Source organism: Bacillus sp. JJ722 (assembly GCF_036963345.1).
In the GTDB taxonomy this organism is placed as follows: domain Bacteria; phylum Bacillota; class Bacilli; order Bacillales; family DSM-1321; genus Bacillus_AD.
The window spans coordinates 1-16,073 of record NZ_JBALMO010000018.1; the positions used below are offsets into that span (position 1 = coordinate 1).

General features: G+C 34.4%; 22 protein-coding genes. 2 read left to right on the forward strand and 20 right to left on the reverse strand.

All coding sequences use genetic code 11. The annotated features are described in order from the left end of the window. Positions 1-66 precede the first annotated feature (66 nt). The 16 genes from V7014_RS02600 to V7014_RS02675 all read right to left on the reverse strand — a co-directional run bounded on the left by V7014_RS02600 (position 67) and on the right by V7014_RS02675 (position 12,692). Entirely contained in the window at positions 67-414 is a 348-nt protein-coding gene (locus V7014_RS02600; RefSeq protein ID WP_335503891.1) for a hypothetical protein, read from the reverse strand. Next, on the reverse strand, positions 414-812 hold the full coding sequence (gene fliS / locus V7014_RS02605; RefSeq protein WP_335503893.1) for a flagellar export chaperone FliS: 399 nt from the start codon (positions 810-812) through the stop codon (positions 414-416). The genes V7014_RS02600 and fliS overlap by 1 nt, the downstream gene beginning before the upstream one ends. A gap of 33 nt (positions 813-845) precedes the next feature. Beyond that, entirely contained in the window at positions 846-2,987 is a 2,142-nt protein-coding gene (gene fliD, locus V7014_RS02610; protein WP_335503894.1) for a flagellar filament capping protein FliD, read from the reverse strand. A 14-nt stretch (positions 2,988-3,001) separates the two neighbouring features. Continuing rightward, complete coding sequence (gene flaG, locus V7014_RS02615; protein WP_335503895.1) at positions 3,002-3,349, reverse strand: flagellar protein FlaG; 348 nt, start codon at positions 3,347-3,349, stop codon at positions 3,002-3,004. Between the two features lie 238 nt (positions 3,350-3,587). Continuing rightward, positions 3,588-4,808, reverse strand: coding sequence for a flagellin (locus V7014_RS02620; protein WP_335503897.1), 1,221 nt, complete (start codon positions 4,806-4,808; stop codon positions 3,588-3,590). 166 nt (positions 4,809-4,974) lie between these two features. Continuing rightward, complete coding sequence (csrA, locus tag V7014_RS02625) at positions 4,975-5,196, reverse strand: carbon storage regulator CsrA (RefSeq protein WP_335503899.1); 222 nt, start codon at positions 5,194-5,196, stop codon at positions 4,975-4,977. 4 nt (positions 5,197-5,200) lie between these two features. After that, positions 5,201-5,638, reverse strand: coding sequence for a flagellar assembly protein FliW (gene fliW, locus V7014_RS02630; protein ID WP_335503901.1), 438 nt, complete (start codon positions 5,636-5,638; stop codon positions 5,201-5,203). 13 nt (positions 5,639-5,651) lie between these two features. Next, positions 5,652-6,221: a DUF6470 family protein gene (locus V7014_RS02635; protein ID WP_335503904.1), complete on the reverse strand. Its 570-nt coding sequence runs from the start codon at positions 6,219-6,221 to the stop codon at positions 5,652-5,654. Between the two features lie 68 nt (positions 6,222-6,289). Continuing rightward, entirely contained in the window at positions 6,290-7,171 is an 882-nt protein-coding gene (gene flgL / locus V7014_RS02640; RefSeq protein WP_335503906.1) for a flagellar hook-associated protein FlgL, read from the reverse strand. A 14-nt stretch (positions 7,172-7,185) separates the two neighbouring features. Continuing rightward, positions 7,186-8,751 (reverse strand): flagellar hook-associated protein FlgK, encoded by a 1,566-nt coding sequence (flgK, locus tag V7014_RS02645; protein WP_335503907.1) that lies wholly within the window; start codon positions 8,749-8,751, stop codon positions 7,186-7,188. Between the two features lie 30 nt (positions 8,752-8,781). Continuing rightward, complete coding sequence (locus V7014_RS02650; protein ID WP_335503909.1) at positions 8,782-9,270, reverse strand: flagellar protein FlgN; 489 nt, start codon at positions 9,268-9,270, stop codon at positions 8,782-8,784. 44 nt (positions 9,271-9,314) lie between these two features. After that, positions 9,315-9,578 (reverse strand): flagellar biosynthesis anti-sigma factor FlgM, encoded by a 264-nt coding sequence (gene flgM / locus V7014_RS02655; protein ID WP_335503911.1) that lies wholly within the window; start codon positions 9,576-9,578, stop codon positions 9,315-9,317. Positions 9,579-9,841: 263 nt separating this feature from the next. Beyond that, the gene (locus tag V7014_RS02660; protein ID WP_335503913.1) at positions 9,842-10,258 is read right to left on the reverse strand and encodes a TIGR03826 family flagellar region protein; all 417 of its coding nucleotides are present in this window, start codon (positions 10,256-10,258) and stop codon (positions 9,842-9,844) included. Between the two features lie 226 nt (positions 10,259-10,484). Beyond that, positions 10,485-10,904, reverse strand: a complete 420-nt coding sequence (locus V7014_RS02665) for a TIGR03826 family flagellar region protein (protein WP_335503915.1) — start codon at positions 10,902-10,904, stop codon at positions 10,485-10,487. A gap of 101 nt (positions 10,905-11,005) precedes the next feature. Continuing rightward, complete coding sequence (locus V7014_RS02670) at positions 11,006-11,557, reverse strand: ComF family protein (RefSeq protein ID WP_335503916.1); 552 nt, start codon at positions 11,555-11,557, stop codon at positions 11,006-11,008. Positions 11,558-11,717: 160 nt separating this feature from the next. Continuing rightward, a complete protein-coding gene (locus V7014_RS02675; protein ID WP_335504019.1) occupies positions 11,718-12,692 on the reverse strand; it encodes a DEAD/DEAH box helicase in 975 nt (324 codons plus the stop codon). A gap of 188 nt (positions 12,693-12,880) precedes the next feature. Here V7014_RS02675 and V7014_RS02680 point away from each other — a divergent pair, with 188 nt between their 5' ends. Next, positions 12,881-13,720 (forward strand): helix-turn-helix domain-containing protein, encoded by an 840-nt coding sequence (locus V7014_RS02680; RefSeq protein ID WP_335503917.1) that lies wholly within the window; start codon positions 12,881-12,883, stop codon positions 13,718-13,720. Positions 13,721-13,826: 106 nt separating this feature from the next. Continuing rightward, entirely contained in the window at positions 13,827-14,597 is a 771-nt protein-coding gene (locus V7014_RS02685) for a PH domain-containing protein (RefSeq protein WP_335503918.1), read from the forward strand. Positions 14,598-14,706: 109 nt separating this feature from the next. On the opposite strand, the gene V7014_RS02690 is transcribed toward V7014_RS02685, so the two are convergent. From V7014_RS02690 to V7014_RS02705, 4 genes are read right to left on the reverse strand one after another with little or no spacing between them, the layout of a single operon-like run. Then, positions 14,707-15,342 (reverse strand): M15 family metallopeptidase, encoded by a 636-nt coding sequence (locus V7014_RS02690; protein ID WP_335503919.1) that lies wholly within the window; start codon positions 15,340-15,342, stop codon positions 14,707-14,709. Continuing rightward, the gene (locus V7014_RS02695) at positions 15,342-15,599 is read right to left on the reverse strand and encodes a phage holin (protein WP_335503920.1); all 258 of its coding nucleotides are present in this window, start codon (positions 15,597-15,599) and stop codon (positions 15,342-15,344) included. The genes V7014_RS02690 and V7014_RS02695 overlap by 1 nt, the downstream gene beginning before the upstream one ends. A gap of 2 nt (positions 15,600-15,601) precedes the next feature. Further along, positions 15,602-15,874, reverse strand: a complete 273-nt coding sequence (locus V7014_RS02700) for a hypothetical protein (protein WP_335503922.1) — start codon at positions 15,872-15,874, stop codon at positions 15,602-15,604. Between the two features lie 50 nt (positions 15,875-15,924). Beyond that, positions 15,925-16,065 carry an XkdX family protein gene (locus V7014_RS02705; protein ID WP_335503923.1) on the reverse strand — a complete coding sequence of 47 codons (141 nt, stop codon included), beginning with the start codon at positions 16,063-16,065 and terminating at the stop codon, positions 15,925-15,927. Between the last annotated feature and the right edge of the window lie 8 nt (positions 16,066-16,073).

Consider the following 16,073-nt stretch of genomic DNA (forward strand, 5'->3'; position numbering starts at 1 on the left):
TCTATACACAAGAAATTGTACACATTTTACTATAAACACCAAAAGGTGACTCCATTTGGAATCACCTTAATTCTTCTTATCATAAAAATAACCGTTTGGAGAGGCCTGAGCGTATCCTAGATATTGCTTAGTAGATTGTTCTCTCTTCTTTAAGTTTTTTATTTTCATAGCAATTGTTTGCTTAATTCCCACTAAATTTGGCTCAATCTCTTTATTTAAATGGACCATTTTAATACCGATTTCTTTTTCTTCAGCTGTGAACGGCGAATGAATATCTTTTAAGAGCTTTTCTCTTTGATCTAAGTAATGATTAATTTTTTCATAATGCTCATCCTGCAATTTTTCTTTCGGCATTTGAACTAACTGCCATAATTGCTGTGTCACTTCATAACATTGTCTAATTGATTCTCTCATTAAACACTTCCGCCTTGATATTGCTTTTGACGATTAATTTGAATAACTTGCTTCCATGTATCACGAAACTCTGTTACTAGTGTACTAGCTTCCTCTAAAGCATTGAGATCACTATGAATATTAGCTTCGGTTAATTGTCCTAAAATATATTCATATAATGTTATCATATTTTTACTAACATCATAATCCATGTTTAATGTAACCATTAATTCACGAATAATGTCTTGTGCCTTTTGTATATTTACATTCCGGTCCTCATTCTTATTCTCTTCAATTGCTCGTTTTGCTTTCGAAATGAACTTCAAACAGCCATTATACAGCATAATCGTTAACTCTCCTGGAGAAACCGTATTTATAGCATTTTGTTCATATGTTTTATATGGATTATTCATAGTCATATGTCATGACACTCCTTATTAGTCATACTATTATTACCCAAGACCAAAAGACTGCATCATATATGCGGACTGTGAGTTGTATTTTTGCATAGCTTGCTCCATAGCTGTAAACTGACGCCAATATCTGTCTTCAACTTGTTTCAAACGTTTTTTCATCTGTGTTTCCTTACTGTTTATCTCCTCTAATTCCCGTCCAATGGCAAAGGTTGGGTTTGTTGAGCTAGAATTCCCTGCTTTCTCTTTTAACGTATCCAACGTTTTCTCAACACTTTTTTGCAATTTATCAATTATGCCATTTTCACCACGGAATAGTTGTTCAACAGATTGTGGGTCTTCTTCAATTGCTTTCTTCAACTTTTCTTCAGAAATTTCTAGCTTTCCTCCATCTAAATAATTTTTCGATGTGGTAATACCTATTTTCGCTAGTTGATTATATTCACTAGAAATCTCATCATTCTGCACCGTACTATAAAAATCCATACGCATTTGAGAGAGTACATTAGTTAGAATAGGGTCTCTTCGTAACAATCCACTTTTCGCTAAATTTTCCCATTTTTCTTCTTGTTTATCACTTAAACCTTCTCTTTCTTCATCTGTTAAAGGCTGATATTCTTTATATCTTTTTTCATTCAATTCGCCCTGAATAGTACCAATTATTTCATTATATTTATCTACGAAACCTTTAATATTATCATATACTTTTTGAGTATCATTCGTAACCGCTATACTTACTGGGTTATTTTCAGTTCCATCAATATTAAAAGTTTGTTTTAGATTAAAAGTTACACCTTCAATTGTAAAGGTATTGGAACTACGATACGTTTCTAATCCATTGATTGTAAAATTTGCGTTTTTTGCATATGTTTTTGTTACGCCTTGACCAAACTGCAATGCGTTTTCAATGAAAGCTCCCTTAAAAGATATTTGATCAGTGACCTCTCCTTTACCAGTGAGCTCTCCATCTTTCCCAAAACTCCCTGTTTCTGTTCGTGTTAAAGTCAACTGATTCTGAACCGTGTCATAAAACATAGACACACCTACTTTAGAATCATTGACTTCTTGCATAACATTATTTAACGTATCATTACCAGTAATGATAAAATTCTCATATTGTGCACCAGAAGATGTATTAGTGTTCATCGAAAAAGTCGTGTATTGATGCGAATATTTCACTTCCAATGTATGACTAGTATTTTTATCAACTACTGGAGCATCTTTTGAAAATTTCAATTCACCTGTTGTAGCGTCAATTGTTCCAATAATTGTATCCTTCCCATCTGTACTAACAATATTAATATTCTCACCAACACCTGTTGTAACAGCTTTATATTGTGTTTCTTCTGTTTTTCCAGTATCTTTGTTGTACGTCTTTAACGTAAATAAAAGATCTTTACCTACTTCTTTAGGAAAGCTAAGACCTACTTGTGATAACTGAATAGTGGAATCGGGTGAAACAGATACCGTTTCTGATTTTAAATTCCCGATATAATCTACGCTAATTTTACTACCTTTTTCTAATTCATTTTTGAAAACTAAAGAACCATCACTGCCTACTAACACTTGATTATCATTTACTGGTTCTGTTAATGCGGAATCGACTACCACTTCATACGATTTACCATTTACTTTAACACTCCATGATTCTAAATCTACCGTGGAATCTTTTATATTATTTGCATCTTTCGCCTTAACTAAATTAAATGTCTTTCCCGACTCGTTTACATCAATAGTTTCATTAATAACAGCTCCCTGACGCCAACCAAAATCAGCATCATTCTTTTGTGAAAAAGAATCTTTCCCTAAATACAAACCTTTATTTGCATCTACTTTACCAATTGACCCACCATTTACTATTGTTTCTGCTTTCGCAAGTTGCTTAACTTGTGAAATAGAGTAAGCAGTTGGATTTGCATTTCCTGTAGCTGTAGCCGTAATTCTACTATCATCAGAAGAAGCAACTGACCTTACTCGATACGGAGTAGTCAACTTCATGTTTGATAATTCATTATATCTAAAATTAAATAATAATGTATTCATTGCTCGATAATCATCACGTTGCCATTCTAATATCTGTTTCTTCTTCGTTAATTTATCTAAAGGAACACGTTCCGCTTTCATCATATCCGAGACAATGGAATCTATATCCATTCCACTCGCTAAACCACCAATTCGCATAAATAGATCCTCCTCTAAATCTTTTTATCTACCAATAATCCTAAAAATTCTGTCATCGAAGCATATATATCTAACATCTTTTTAGGAGGAATTTCTTTAATCACTTCTTGTGTAACATTATCTACAATTGCAACATAATACTCTTGTAATTCTTCATGAAATTCAAACTTCAGATGTGTATTTGATACCTGCAAAAACTGATTCATACTATTTACTACATTTTCTATATCTTCTTTTAAATACCCTGAAGAAACTAAATCTTCTTGTTGGTTGTCTTGAATAACTTCTTGTCCAACCTTATTTTTTGTGTCAACAGCCTTAGACGATATTATAGGTAAAGATTTTGATAACTTATCGATCAATAAAACTCTCTCCTCTCAATCAACTTCGCCTTTATGTATATATCGGATTAATAACTATATTTTTTATACATAGTGGTACTTTAATAAATAATTGATTATATAAGTTATAAAATAACCCTTACACTTTAAAGGAAGTAGGACTACTGTTTTTTAAACATTTATCTTCTTTCCATTTATACCTTCTTCATAAAACAAAAAAGAGACTCTAGAAAATCTAGAGTCTCTCTCTTTAAAAATATTAACGTAATAATTGAAGAACACCTTGTGGTTGTTGGTTAGCTTGAGCAAGCATAGCTTGAGCAGCTTGTTGTAAGATGTTATTCTTAGTCATTTCCATCATTTCTTTAGCCATGTCAACGTCACGGATACGAGACTCAGCAGCTGTTAAGTTCTCAGAAGATGTACCTAAGTTGTTAATTGTATGCTCTAAACGGTTTTGGTTTGCACCTAGTTTAGAACGTTCAGTTGATACTTTATCAATTGCTCCTTGAATAACAGTGACAGCATTAGCAGCGTTAGCATGGTTAGAAACATCTAATGCATTTTCAACATTTGTTGAATCTGTACCATTATTTACTGTTGCAGTAGTAGTGAACTTATCACCTGTTCCAGTAATACCTAATTTTTCTGCTCTCATATCAGCAATCTCAAGAGACATACTTTGATTTTCATTAGCTCCAATTTGGAACTTCAATTCAACACCAGCTTCTACTGCTGGTTTAGCCGCTACTGCTGTTACACCTGCTACATCTTCTGTTGCTCCTGTTAAAGCTGTGCCAGAAGCTACTTTTTGTGTAAATTCAATTCCGTCACCCGCAGCATTTTTCTTAATATCATAAGTAGAAGTTAGATCAGTATCTTTATTTATTAATGCTAATAATTGATCTGTATCTTTAAAAGTAGTTACTCCATCACCAGTAGTACTATAAGTGAAGGTCTTGCCTCCAATAGTATGATCTGCTGTACCAGTCGCAACTGAATATTCACCTTTTACACCGACTACCCCAGCAACAGCATTAGCTGCTTGTGTAGTAGTATCTTTACTACCATCTAATAGCTTTTGAGTATTGAACTCAGTAGTGTTACCGATACGGTTGATTTCAGAAGTCAATTGGTTGATTTCTTTTTGCATTTCTTCACGGTCTTGAGTTGTATTAGTGTCGTTACCAGCTTGTACAGCTAGCTCACGCATACGTTGTAGAATAGAATGTGTTTCGTTTAATGCACCTTCAGCAGTTTGGATTAAAGAAATACCATCTTGTGCATTTTTTGAAGCCATGTCTAATCCACGAACTTGTCCACGCATTTTTTCAGAGATAGCAAGACCAGCTGCGTCATCTCCAGCACGGTTGATGTTTAAACCTGATGATAATTTTTCCATGTTTTTAGATGCTGCAGTTTGGTTAGCACCCATTTGACGATACGTGTTTAAAGCTGAGATATTGTGATTAATTCTCATTTTATAGTTCCTCCTTGAATATATAAGTTCACATCCTTGTGAACTCTATTGAATTTGAAAGGGTGACGACTGTTCATCACTTTCCTTTACAATATATATATCGTCGAGCTTTCTATTTGGTTTAGTATTAATTGCAAATTTTTTTATAAAATTTGCACATTTAGTCTTATTCCTTTATTCCTAATATCTTTTCTATATTACTTACATTATTAAGAGCATTTTTATTTTCATTTCGAATGTTTTCATATATTTCTTTACGATGGATTTCGATATCTTTAGGAGCTGCAATGCCTAGTTTAATTTGATCACCTTTCACTTCTACTACAGTTAATTCGATTTGTTCTCCAATAATAATGGATTCTCCAACTTTTCTTGTAAGTACTAACATTTAATCACCCCTGCGCTACTTTTGAAGATAGAATATGTTTAGTTCTATAAGGTGATTCATGTAAGATAACTTGCTTTCCTTGATGGTTCTTCATATTTAATATAATTGGCGCTTGTAAATTTGCAGTAGACGTTTCTAGAGAATCTCCTAATGTTAAAATAACTAGGGGCAAAACATCATTTCTGTTTTCTAATTCCAATAAAGAAATAACATTGTCATCTAGGGTAAAATCGTAGTCTTGAAAAAATACAAATGGGTTCGTTACAATGAAGGCAACTTCTCTATGTGATACCGATTGTAAAATGGAGAATACTTCATTATTGGCTAATGGATATAGTACAAATTTTTTCTCCTCTACAAATCCAGGTACTCCATTTGGAAAGTACCAAAGGTCTTGCTCGTCTACTTCTATTAGGTCATGATATTTTGTGGAGATTTCCATTTATATTTTCCCCCTATGCTTGAAAATTGACATTCACATAATCAATATTTAAAGATTCTCGTTGTCTTAACCCTACTTCAACCTTACCTGGTGTGTAATCTAGAGTTGGTTTATTCGTTTTCGTATTATTAATTACTTTATTGACTTGTACCTGAATATCTACTTTACTAGGTTCATAATGTAATTTAACACTAAATAACGGAGGGACGAATCCTATATTGAATTGCTTTTCTGGCCTTTCACTGTTTTGCTTAGCATGTGCAGCAATTGGGTTCCCACCATCTTCAATTCTCATCAATTCTTCGCCTTCTTTAGCTCTTCTTGCGATTCCTTCTAGCCATTCTTTATGTCCTTCATCAGCGAATTCTTCAATTCTTTTCTTAATCGACTTCAAGTCAATCGATTCTCTTGCAGCAGTTTGATCAATTGTCAACTTAGATGGTGTTGTTTCCATCTTCAATTCAGCTGGTGGCTGTTGTAAATCTAAATCTGCACGGGGCTGCTGTTGCTCGATAATTGCGTTTTTTGGCTGTAAAGAAATTAATGCCGGCTGTGATTGAATTCTTATTTGTGGCAATCTCACTTATAATCACCTCTTTTTGACTTTACAAAGAAAAGCTATCCCCATGGAATAGCTTCTATATATTTATATCATCTTAAAAAATCCATAAGTGTTGGTTGGATAATTTTCGCTCCCGCAGCCATAGCTGCACGATGTACACTCTCTTGAGATGTTAAATCAATAATCGTTCTTTCCAAATCGATATCTTCATTATCTGAAAGAATACGTGTAGAGAATACCTCCTGGCTATCCAATCGATCTTCCATAAGCTCTACTCGATTTTGTCTAGCGCCAATACTAGCTCTCTCTTTTAATAGATTATCAATTTGTTCATCTAGTTTCCCTAAAAAAGCATTAATATCATCTGAAGTGCTGGTTTCATCATTTAATGTATCAATTAGGTCAGATAGTACACCATTACTAGTAGATGTCCCTACAATACTTGGAAACAAATCTCCACCTTCAGTATTCACTGGTAGCTTAATTCCATTAAACACTTCGACCTCAATAGAGCCCGTTCCAGCGTAATCATTTTCCGAAGGTTTTTGGTCTGTTTTAGTACCTCCAAAAATGTATTTTCCGCCAATTTGACTATCTCCAATATTTGAAATTTGCTCCTTTAATTGCTCGATTTCAGTTGCAACATATGATCTCTGACTTTCTTCAAGTGTACCATTACTAGCTTGTACTGTTAGCTCACGAACTTTTTGCATAGCAAGGACAACATGATTTAAAGCATCATCGGTTGTGTCAACCCAGCTTTTCACTTCACCAATGTTTTGTTGATATTGCTCTATACGGTTTAAGTCTGTTCGATAGCCCATTGCACGCATTGCAGCAACCGGATTATCAGATGGTTTCGTAAATTTCTTACCTGTTATCAGCTGATCATTAAGAGTACCTAATCTACTATAGCTATTAGTTATATGCCTTAACGTATTATTACTCAACATTGATTGTGTAACACGCATATTTATCAACTCCTTTATCTACCAACAATACCCATTCCATTAATAATTTTATCTAGCATCTCGTCAACTATTGTTATATTACGAGCACTTGCATTGTAAGCGTGTTGATATTTAATCATATTAATCATCTCTTCATCTAATGAGACCGCACTAACAGATTGACGTCGTTCATCGATTGATGCGGCAATAACACTTGCATTACCGAAATCTTGCTTTGCGCTTAGTGAAACGACACCTAACTTTCCTATAATACCAGAATAATAAGTATCTAGATTTCCTGATAATCCTTCCGGTACTGTTGTAGAATATTCGGCAAAAGATTTTGTTTTTAGGTCAGCTAACTTTTGAGCATTTTTATTATTACCTGCATCGCCATTTCCTAATCCTGCTGCTATTTGTGATGGATCTTTCATATCACTGTTCAATTTAATATTCTTAGCATAATCAGTTGTATTTGAATCAAATACAAAGAAATCTTTACCGCTAATACCTCCATTTAGAGTGTACCCTTCTCTATGTATAGCATTAAACTCATCAGCAAAAGCTTTAGCCATTTTATTTAACTGGTCTAGCATCTCAGGATAATGCCCTTTCGTTTCCGCTCCATCTGAATAACCATAACTTTCAATTAGTGCAGCTAACTCACCTGAAAAATTCAACTCATTCCCCGGAAGAGACTCACTCCCTACCGTTAGTCCAGTGACGGGTCCTGTAAGTGGGTCCGGCTGTATTTTGATTGTGTTAGGTTGTTGAAGTTCTCCTGTACTATTTACTTCTAATAAATTTATTGGATTACCATCAGAACCTGTATAAGAAGTCCCATCTGCCTTTACCAATTCAATATTATAAAGACCTTCAGCAATTACTTTCGCATTTCCATACTCATCAGGCTTCACTTTTGTTACTTTAATATTGATTAATCCTGAAAGCTTGTCTACCAAAGCATCACGGGCATCATATAAATCATTCGGTAAGAAACCATGCGGTTCCACTTCAGCTATTTGCTGATTTAATTGATGAATACTATTTAACGTATCATTAATATCCTTTGCTGTAACTGCAATCTGATTCCCCAAATCCTGTTGCACACGACTTAAAGAATTGTAGTAATAATTGAATGTATCTGCGACCATTTGTCCTGTAGAAGCTACAACATCACGAGCACCACTATTCTCTGTATTATTCGCTAACGTTTGTAGCGAATTCCAGAATTTCTCCATAGTGCTATGCAAACCGCTTGTTGATGGTTCATTCATAATTTCTTCCATTTTTACTAATGAATCTCTCATACCACCATAATAACCTAGGTTGGTATTCTGTGTGCGAAGCTGAGTATCTATGAAACTATCACGTACACGTGTAATCGATCCAGCCTCAACCCCTGTACCCATTTGACCAGGGAAACCAGGTCGATTTAAACCTGGACTTGGATAAGGAGTTGATTGTACAAAATCAACTCTCTGTCTTGAATATCCCGGTGTATTCGCATTCGCAATATTATGTCCGGTTACATATAATCCCCCTTGTTGTGCATACATACCACGCTTTGCCGTTTCTAATCCAAAAAAGGTTGAACGCATAACCGTTCCTCCGTTTCCATTTGTTTATTTTTATGCTTGTGAATCAAACATGCTTCGCTTCGGAGGTTGTTGACTAGTTTGTGCAGGTTTGTCATAGTTAAATACAGCATCCTGTGGTCTAAGCATGTCTAATGTTAGATTGATGTATTGTAGTGAATTAAAGATTAACTTTTGATTTAAATTATTTTTATGTTTAAGTTCATTAATGATTTGTAACAGTTCTTCTCTTTGAGCAGTCAACTTTTCTTTTTCGTGATTTTGTACGTAAGAAATGACATCTACCATATTTGAAGTTGAAGCAGTTGGGTGTTGAACGAAGAAAGCTTTTACTTCTTTTTGACGTTGGCTTTCAACTTGATTAATAGCCTTCACATGCTTTTGCTCTTCATTCAACAACTTCTCTAGTGTCTCTATATTATTCTTCGTAATAGCTTCTGTTTTTTGTTCTGCAAGCTTTAAGAGACTTTTATGGAGCTTAATTAATTGATCGAGTTGCTTAATAATTGATGCGGCAGTCATGTTGATCCTCCTCTTCCCTTCGAGTCTCGTAACGGAAGTTGATGTTACTTCTTCGAATAAAAGTCAACTAAACTTCTTGCCGTTCCTCTTGGATCTAGTTTATATGTTCCGTTTTCGACGGAAAGCTTCAATTGTTGAACCTTTTCTTGTCTTTGCGCCACAATCTGTGAAGATTGCTGTAAATCCTTTGCAGTAGTAGAAATTTCGATTTTGTCTTTTTTATTGAAAAGAGACTGTTTTGCTTCTAATTTATTGAGATTTGTCTTATAAGGATTCATCCCAGTTGGACCTACATTATTGATTTTCATATTCACTTCCCTCACTTTCGAAACCGTAACACATCATCTTACATACAATATCGGTCATTATTTAATAAGTTTTAATTTATTGTAACATTTTTTAGTAATGCATAAAAAAACCGTCATCTGCCCTTTTTGGTCAAATTACCTATTCGAAAAAATAAGCTAAAACCTCATAAATATAAGTGTAACCTTGTATTTATACAAATCCAATAGTAGGTTTCCTACATAAATTAGCTAAAGAAAAAAACCGCATGACATCATCACGCAGTTTACTGATTTTCTTTCGTATAGAAAGTTATTCTTCTTTCTCTTTCTAATATTTCTTCCTTACGTTTTTCTTCTTGTTCGAATGTTTTTAATTGGTGTTGCATGTTGCTAGTACAGGCTGTACAATATTTACCTTCATGGATAAGGGAGCCACAACTTTCGCATCTGTATCCTAGGTTTGGGAATTGCGATGTCTTCAATCTACCCATTCTAACAAATTTAACTAGTAGATCTTCATCGACACCTGTATCTTCAATAACTTGCTCCATCGTAGCCTTACGATTTTCTTTTTTCCTTATATATTGATACACTTTCTCGAAGATTAACTCCTCTTCTTTAAAACATTTATCGCACACATCTCGAAATTTTGTTCTAAGAAATATACCATTACAATTAGGACAATTAGAAATGTCCCCCATAAGTAGAATCCCCCTTCACACTTAGATAATCCATGAAACTAGTTAGAATTTACTGTTTTTTATATTATATAATAAAAATGAAGCATTGTTATTCAATTTTCTAACAAGTTCGTAAACAATATAAGAAAAGCGGAAGCGCCCGTTTTGCTCTGTATGGACCTGAGCTATACACCACGCGAAATGATATACTTTCTTATCTCTTAAGAAAAGCTAGTAAGGGATTATATTAATCATTAAAATGATTTACGTGATACGTATTGCGACGCTCTCTCTCTTTTATTTCTTCTTTTCGTTTTTCTTCGGCTTCGAAAGATTTTAACTCTTTAACCATAGCTTCTTTACAGTCGGGACATAATTGACCTTCTCTAGTTAATCCTCCACACTTTTCACATTTATAACGAAGGTTTGGATAAAGTGAAGGCTTTAATCTGCCTTGTTTAATAAACTTCAACATTAGCTTTTCTTCAACAGCTGTATCTTCAATTACTTGTTCGATCGTTGCTGTCCGATTCTCTCTCTTCTTAATATATTGATAAACCATTTCGAAGATTTTTTCCTCTTCTTTAAAACATTGATTACAAACATCTCGAAATTTTGACTTAGAAAATATAGCGGAACAATTAGGGCAGTTCGCAATTTCCCCCATAGAAATCCCCTCTTTCGGAAAAATTCACTATATGCCTGATGATGGTGTTATCGGTTTTTACTTCTATAGAATAATGATAGATGTTGAACTCATATACTATTTTATCTCGCAACTGTGACAGAAGACACATAATTTGCTCCTGCGCTTCGTAGTGTTTTTGACGCATGGCGTAATGTAGATCCCGTAGTATATATATCGTCTACTAGGAATATATTTTTATCTTTTACATTCACTGCCTGTTGCAGTTGAAAGATATTGTCTAAATCCATTCTTTCCTTTCTAGACTTTTTAGATTGTTTTTCTGTATGAATACGAACTAGTAAATTAGTAGGTTTAAGCATAGCTTTCCTAATTAAAGCTTCACTTTGATTAAAGCCTCTTTCCAATAGCCGTTCTTCACTTAAAGGTATTGGCACAATATAATCAACCTTAGATTTAGATAGTGCTATTTTGATATCTTTCGCAAAAAGATCGGCAATGGCATAATCACCACGGTATTTGTAACGAGCCATAAGATTTTTTAGAAAGGTATCATATTTATAGAAAGATATATTATGATCGAGCGTGTTTGCCCAACTGTCTTGTTGCTCCCAACGAAAACAATCATGACAGACTGTTCCATGGATATAGTCTTCTTTTAATTCCTCTAACATTCTTGAGCATTTCGTACAACGGGGACCTATTAATGGAAGAAACTGATGTCTGCATTGTTCGCAAACATGAATATGGTCTTGTTTGAGCGAAAGCGACATCCATGAATACGTCAGTGGACTTACACTTTGACAAAGCCAGCAAACTTGTTTGGCAAATAAATTAATCATCTATTAACCCTCGCTCTCTAGCTTCTTTGTTCATATTTTGAATTTGTTTAACTGCTTTTAGCATTTCTCTTGTTTTTCCATAGTGAAAAAAGATAACATCTCCACTTGGATGAGTAGCACTTCTTCCTACTCTGCCTGCTATTTGTACGAGAGCACTTTCTGTAAAGATATCTTCTTCCGCTCCAACAACAGCTACATCTAATTTAGGAATCGTTATGCCTCTTTCTAAAATAGTTGTTGTAAGCAAACCTAATATCTTTCCTTCACGCAGCCTGCTAACTTTTTCTTTCCGTTCAACATCTTCTGCATACACGGCTACTATTTCTTTGTAATGATCTTGAAAGAAAACTACGTATTGATTCATCAATTCGATATTGGGGAAGAAAATGAGGAAAGGAGTTTTACTTTGAAGTTTTTGAAGAAACCAGTTAAGTACGGGAGCGGGGATCTTTCCTTTTGAGAACGACTTTATCCAGTTACCACACCATTTTAATTGCGGTACTGGGATTGAATGACGATGAAACCGAGCAGGAATTGTAACAAAAGGGAGTTTATTGGTCTTCATTGCTTGCTTCATATCCTTTGATGGTGTAGCTGTTAAATAAATGAGGGAGGATTGTTCTTTTCTAGATTTTTGGACAGCATATTGAAGAGTGCGATCAACCGAAAATGGAAAAGCGTCAACTTCGTCAATAATCAATGTATCAAATGCTTTGTAATATCTTAATAATTGATGTGTTGTACTAATGACAAGTTGCGCACAAACACTTTTATCTTCACTACCTCCGAACAAAGCAGCTATTGTTGTGTTTGGAAAAGCTCGTTTCAAGCGTGGCGTAAGTTCTAATACGACATCCGTTCTTGGCGTTGCAATGCAAACTCGATTACCTTTGGCAAGCGCAACTGCTATACCTTCAAAAAGCACCTCCGTTTTACCAGCTCCGCAAGTGACTGAATATGAATACATAAATCTCAAAACAACAAAAGAGCACAACGTGTATAAGTGATGGTGACACATCCTTATACCGTCCGCCTATCCTAACTAGGCAAACACTTGCTGTACTCATGTGATTATTTTACATGATGTACGTTTCTTAAGCAATGTTTGTCAATAAGGCAGCATTGCTTTTTTGTTTCCACAAGGAGACGGAGATTATGAAGAAGCGTATAGATGTAATTGCTGGAGAAATAGCATATAAAAACTTATCAACATTTACTGAACTAGAAGATTTAAATAAAACAGTTAGAGCATACAGAGACGTTATCAGTACGTCTATTAAGCGTGTAGATGTACAAGCTAGACTAATTACATTACTTGAGCTATTAAAGCGCCATAGCTGTAAGCAAATCGGTGTAAGCTACATGTGTAAAAATACGATTGCTGACAAGTTGGAAGTGTCTTATAAAACTGTCCAACGTTTAATGAAGAAATTAGAAGACTTAGGTATGATCCGTCAGATTGCAATGAAAAGAAACACTAATATGAGACAAACAGCTAATGCTATTCAAATTCAACCTATTAATAAGGAAATGTCCGACAAGACCCCTACTAAAAAGGATGATAAGTGTCCTACCAAATATAAAACAACTACTACTTTAAAACAAAAGATTAAAAACATACGTAAAGTAGAAGTATCAGCTATTAGCGAAAATAGTAATAACCAACAAGAAAGTAACACTATCGAATTTTATGATTACACGTATGTATCATCAAACATTCCAAATGTATTTATTGATTCTGTAAGACCTTTCTTTAATGATGCTAGTGAAATATATAGACTATGGAGTCGTTTAAAATTAGCTGCTAAGAAATCAAAAGTAAATACTCTGGATCATGTGGATGGCTTTATTAAATCGTTTAAAGAAGCTGTATTAAACTATAAGCAAAATAAGGTTCGTAAGGATATTGTGGGCTACATTTATGGTGCATGGAGAAATACTGCATCTGAGTTGGCCAGAAAGCAAAATGGAATTTATAATTGGTTGGAAAATTAATCAAAGGATATAAGACTAGATTCAAAGCCATCTTAGATTAAAATCCCATAATGTAGTATATTTGTAGTGTTTGGAATTATTTATAAAAGTAACTGGAGGACTAATTATGGGATTTTTTGATTTGAAAGTAGTATGTGGCGTTTGTGATAGTGATGTAGGTTTAAATCGATTCAAAATAAAACAATCTAAAGCTTGGATTTGCCCAACTTGCCTTGAAAAAGCTGGTGGAATGACTAAAATAAACGTAGCTAAAGTAACAATTGAAGAAATCAAAGCTATAATTGATGAAAAAAATGCAAGACATAGTGATGATCCAATGTCCACTGCTATAGGTATGTATCAATTTTGTATAGATAATAAATTTGGCTCTGGTTTTAATGAAAAATGGGGAATAAAACACTTTGGTATTATCGAAAAGAACTTGATTAAAGATGAAAAAGTTCTAATGACTTTTATTGGCTTACATAATTATAAATCCGCAACAAAACATGATAGTAATTACGCTTATGCTATCTCCAATAAACGCATTATGTTCGCTCAAAAAGCTTTGACTGGTGAAAAGTTTAAAGCAGTAGCTCACGAAAAAATTAATGATATAACATTTGAAACAGGGTTAGTATTTGGTGTCCTGACTATCGACACCCCACAAGAAAAATTTAATATTGCTTTAGATAAAGTGTCAGCAGCATCAATTAATAATAACATTCATCAAGTGCTGGATGAATTAAAGAATAGTTCTAGTGAACCTCAACTACAAGTAGTACAAGCTACTACATCTGCAGCCGACGAACTGAAAAAATTTAAAGAATTATTGGATATGGGCGTTCTCACAGAAGAAGAATTTAACGCCAAAAAGAAACAGTTGTTAGGTTTGTAATCAAAAAAAATAAGCCCATCCAAATGGACGGGCTTTCACTAAGTTGTCTCACGATTTGATAAGTAGGAGAACATTATATATTATGTCCTGTCTCCTTTAATTTATGCATTTATTTGCCAACTATTAATCCACGTTCAATAGCAACGTAAACCAAACCAATAGCATTATCAAGTGATAATTCACCTTTAAGGAGCTTTTCACGATGAACTGGACTAATTCCATTCTCCTTTCCCTCTAAGCGCTTAAGAACGATTGCTGTGGAATTTAACATATCATTACTTGGTTTGTACATGCGGATTCCTTCTTTCTCATTAGGTTTTTTATTTGTTTTAGATGTATCATTAGCAACAGGCTTATAATTACTTGGTACTTTCCAATTTGAACTGACCTGGAAGTGTGGCATATCAGGAGTATCCCAATCACCGCCCCATGTAATTCCTAATTGCTTTGCGATTGCTCCAGCCTTTTTTAATGTCGCAGTATCATACAGATTCTTTGGTGGGTTAACAGCAATATCCCACGCCATACGCCCTGTGTGATTAGAATTTCTAGTCCATGTTACCTTTTGGCCTGGACGTGTTCGACCTTGTTCATATAAGTAGTTTTGTCTTGCTTGTGATCGGTACGTTTCAGTGATAAATACATCTAATCCAGCTTTCTTACATTCTTCTAAGAACAACAAACAAGCCTGCTTTGCAACAGGCTTTAACTCGTTAACATCTCTACATGCTTTTGTAACACTCATTATTTATCCCCCTTTGGTTCTTTGTATTCCAAAGCTTGTACACTATCTGACACTGAACTCGTAGTCGGATCTACAACAACCCCTAGTAAAACTAAAATAGCAAGCACCGTATTAAATAAATCCGTTACTTGCTCGTTGTAAATCGTTGTATCAACTCCAAAAAAAGAAGCTACCTGTTGAACAAGTAGCAGCAATAAAGAAAACAACGCCACAAGAAATGTCTTATTTTTAAATCGTACTTTCCAGTTGATTTTCATAATTATACTCCTCCTTTAGTGATCCAAAATGTAACTGCAGTAAACACCAAACCAACTACACCAATAATGATTGCTGATAAAAAATACCCTCGTATCTTATCCGAATTTTGTTCCATTTTCCCAACTGATTTTTCGATTTGTTTAACGGATGAAGCCGTATCGTAAACAATTGGTTTAATAGTTCGCATATCATTTTCAACATCTGCTATACGTCTATCATGGTCCGCGATCTTAACTGCTTGCTGGAATGCACTTAATTCTTTTTCTTCAGCCATATTCCCACGCTCCCTTAATTCTGGCCATAAAAAATACACCTTGTTAGGTGCTATTCAACATACTCAATTCCGGTAATTTCCTTATATTGTTCAGCTGTAATGTACTTTACTTTGACAAATAGCTTCATGTTTTCGTTATTATAAAAGCCCAATTCATAATACTCTTTGATAGATGGGAACCAATCAATCATATGCAAAC

Coding starts and splice junctions, on each gene's coding strand:
- V7014_RS02600 (WP_335503891.1), bottom strand. CDS start 414: ATGAGAGAATCAATTAGACAATGTTATGAAGTGACACAGCAATTATGG.
- V7014_RS02660 (WP_335503913.1), bottom strand. CDS start 10,258: ATGGGGGACATTTCTAATTGTCCTAATTGTAATGGTATATTTCTTAGA.
- V7014_RS02670 (WP_335503916.1), bottom strand. CDS start 11,557: ATGTTAGAGGAATTAAAAGAAGACTATATCCATGGAACAGTCTGTCAT.
- flgK (WP_335503907.1), bottom strand. CDS start 8,751: ATGCGTTCAACCTTTTTTGGATTAGAAACGGCAAAGCGTGGTATGTAT.
- V7014_RS02700 (WP_335503922.1), bottom strand. CDS start 15,874: ATGGCTGAAGAAAAAGAATTAAGTGCATTCCAGCAAGCAGTTAAGATC.
- csrA (WP_335503899.1), bottom strand. CDS start 5,196: ATGTTAGTACTTACAAGAAAAGTTGGAGAATCCATTATTATTGGAGAA.
- flgL (WP_335503906.1), bottom strand. CDS start 7,171: ATGCGTGTTACACAATCAATGTTGAGTAATAATACGTTAAGGCATATA.
- V7014_RS02705 (WP_335503923.1), bottom strand. CDS start 16,065: ATGATTGATTGGTTCCCATCTATCAAAGAGTATTATGAATTGGGCTTT.
- V7014_RS02680 (WP_335503917.1), top strand. CDS start 12,881: ATGAAGAAGCGTATAGATGTAATTGCTGGAGAAATAGCATATAAAAAC.
- V7014_RS02665 (WP_335503915.1), bottom strand. CDS start 10,904: ATGGGGGAAATTGCGAACTGCCCTAATTGTTCCGCTATATTTTCTAAG.
- fliD (WP_335503894.1), bottom strand. CDS start 2,987: ATGCGAATTGGTGGTTTAGCGAGTGGAATGGATATAGATTCCATTGTC.
- flgM (WP_335503911.1), bottom strand. CDS start 9,578: ATGAAAATCAATAATGTAGGTCCAACTGGGATGAATCCTTATAAGACA.
- V7014_RS02690 (WP_335503919.1), bottom strand. CDS start 15,342: ATGAGTGTTACAAAAGCATGTAGAGATGTTAACGAGTTAAAGCCTGTT.
- V7014_RS02675 (WP_335504019.1), bottom strand. CDS start 12,692: ATGTATTCATATTCAGTCACTTGCGGAGCTGGTAAAACGGAGGTGCTT.
- V7014_RS02685 (WP_335503918.1), top strand. CDS start 13,827: ATGGGATTTTTTGATTTGAAAGTAGTATGTGGCGTTTGTGATAGTGAT.
- fliW (WP_335503901.1), bottom strand. CDS start 5,638: ATGGAAATCTCCACAAAATATCATGACCTAATAGAAGTAGACGAGCAA.
- V7014_RS02650 (WP_335503909.1), bottom strand. CDS start 9,270: ATGACTGCCGCATCAATTATTAAGCAACTCGATCAATTAATTAAGCTC.
- V7014_RS02620 (WP_335503897.1), bottom strand. CDS start 4,808: ATGAGAATTAATCACAATATCTCAGCTTTAAACACGTATCGTCAAATG.
- fliS (WP_335503893.1), bottom strand. CDS start 812: ATGACTATGAATAATCCATATAAAACATATGAACAAAATGCTATAAAT.
- V7014_RS02695 (WP_335503920.1), bottom strand. CDS start 15,599: ATGAAAATCAACTGGAAAGTACGATTTAAAAATAAGACATTTCTTGTG.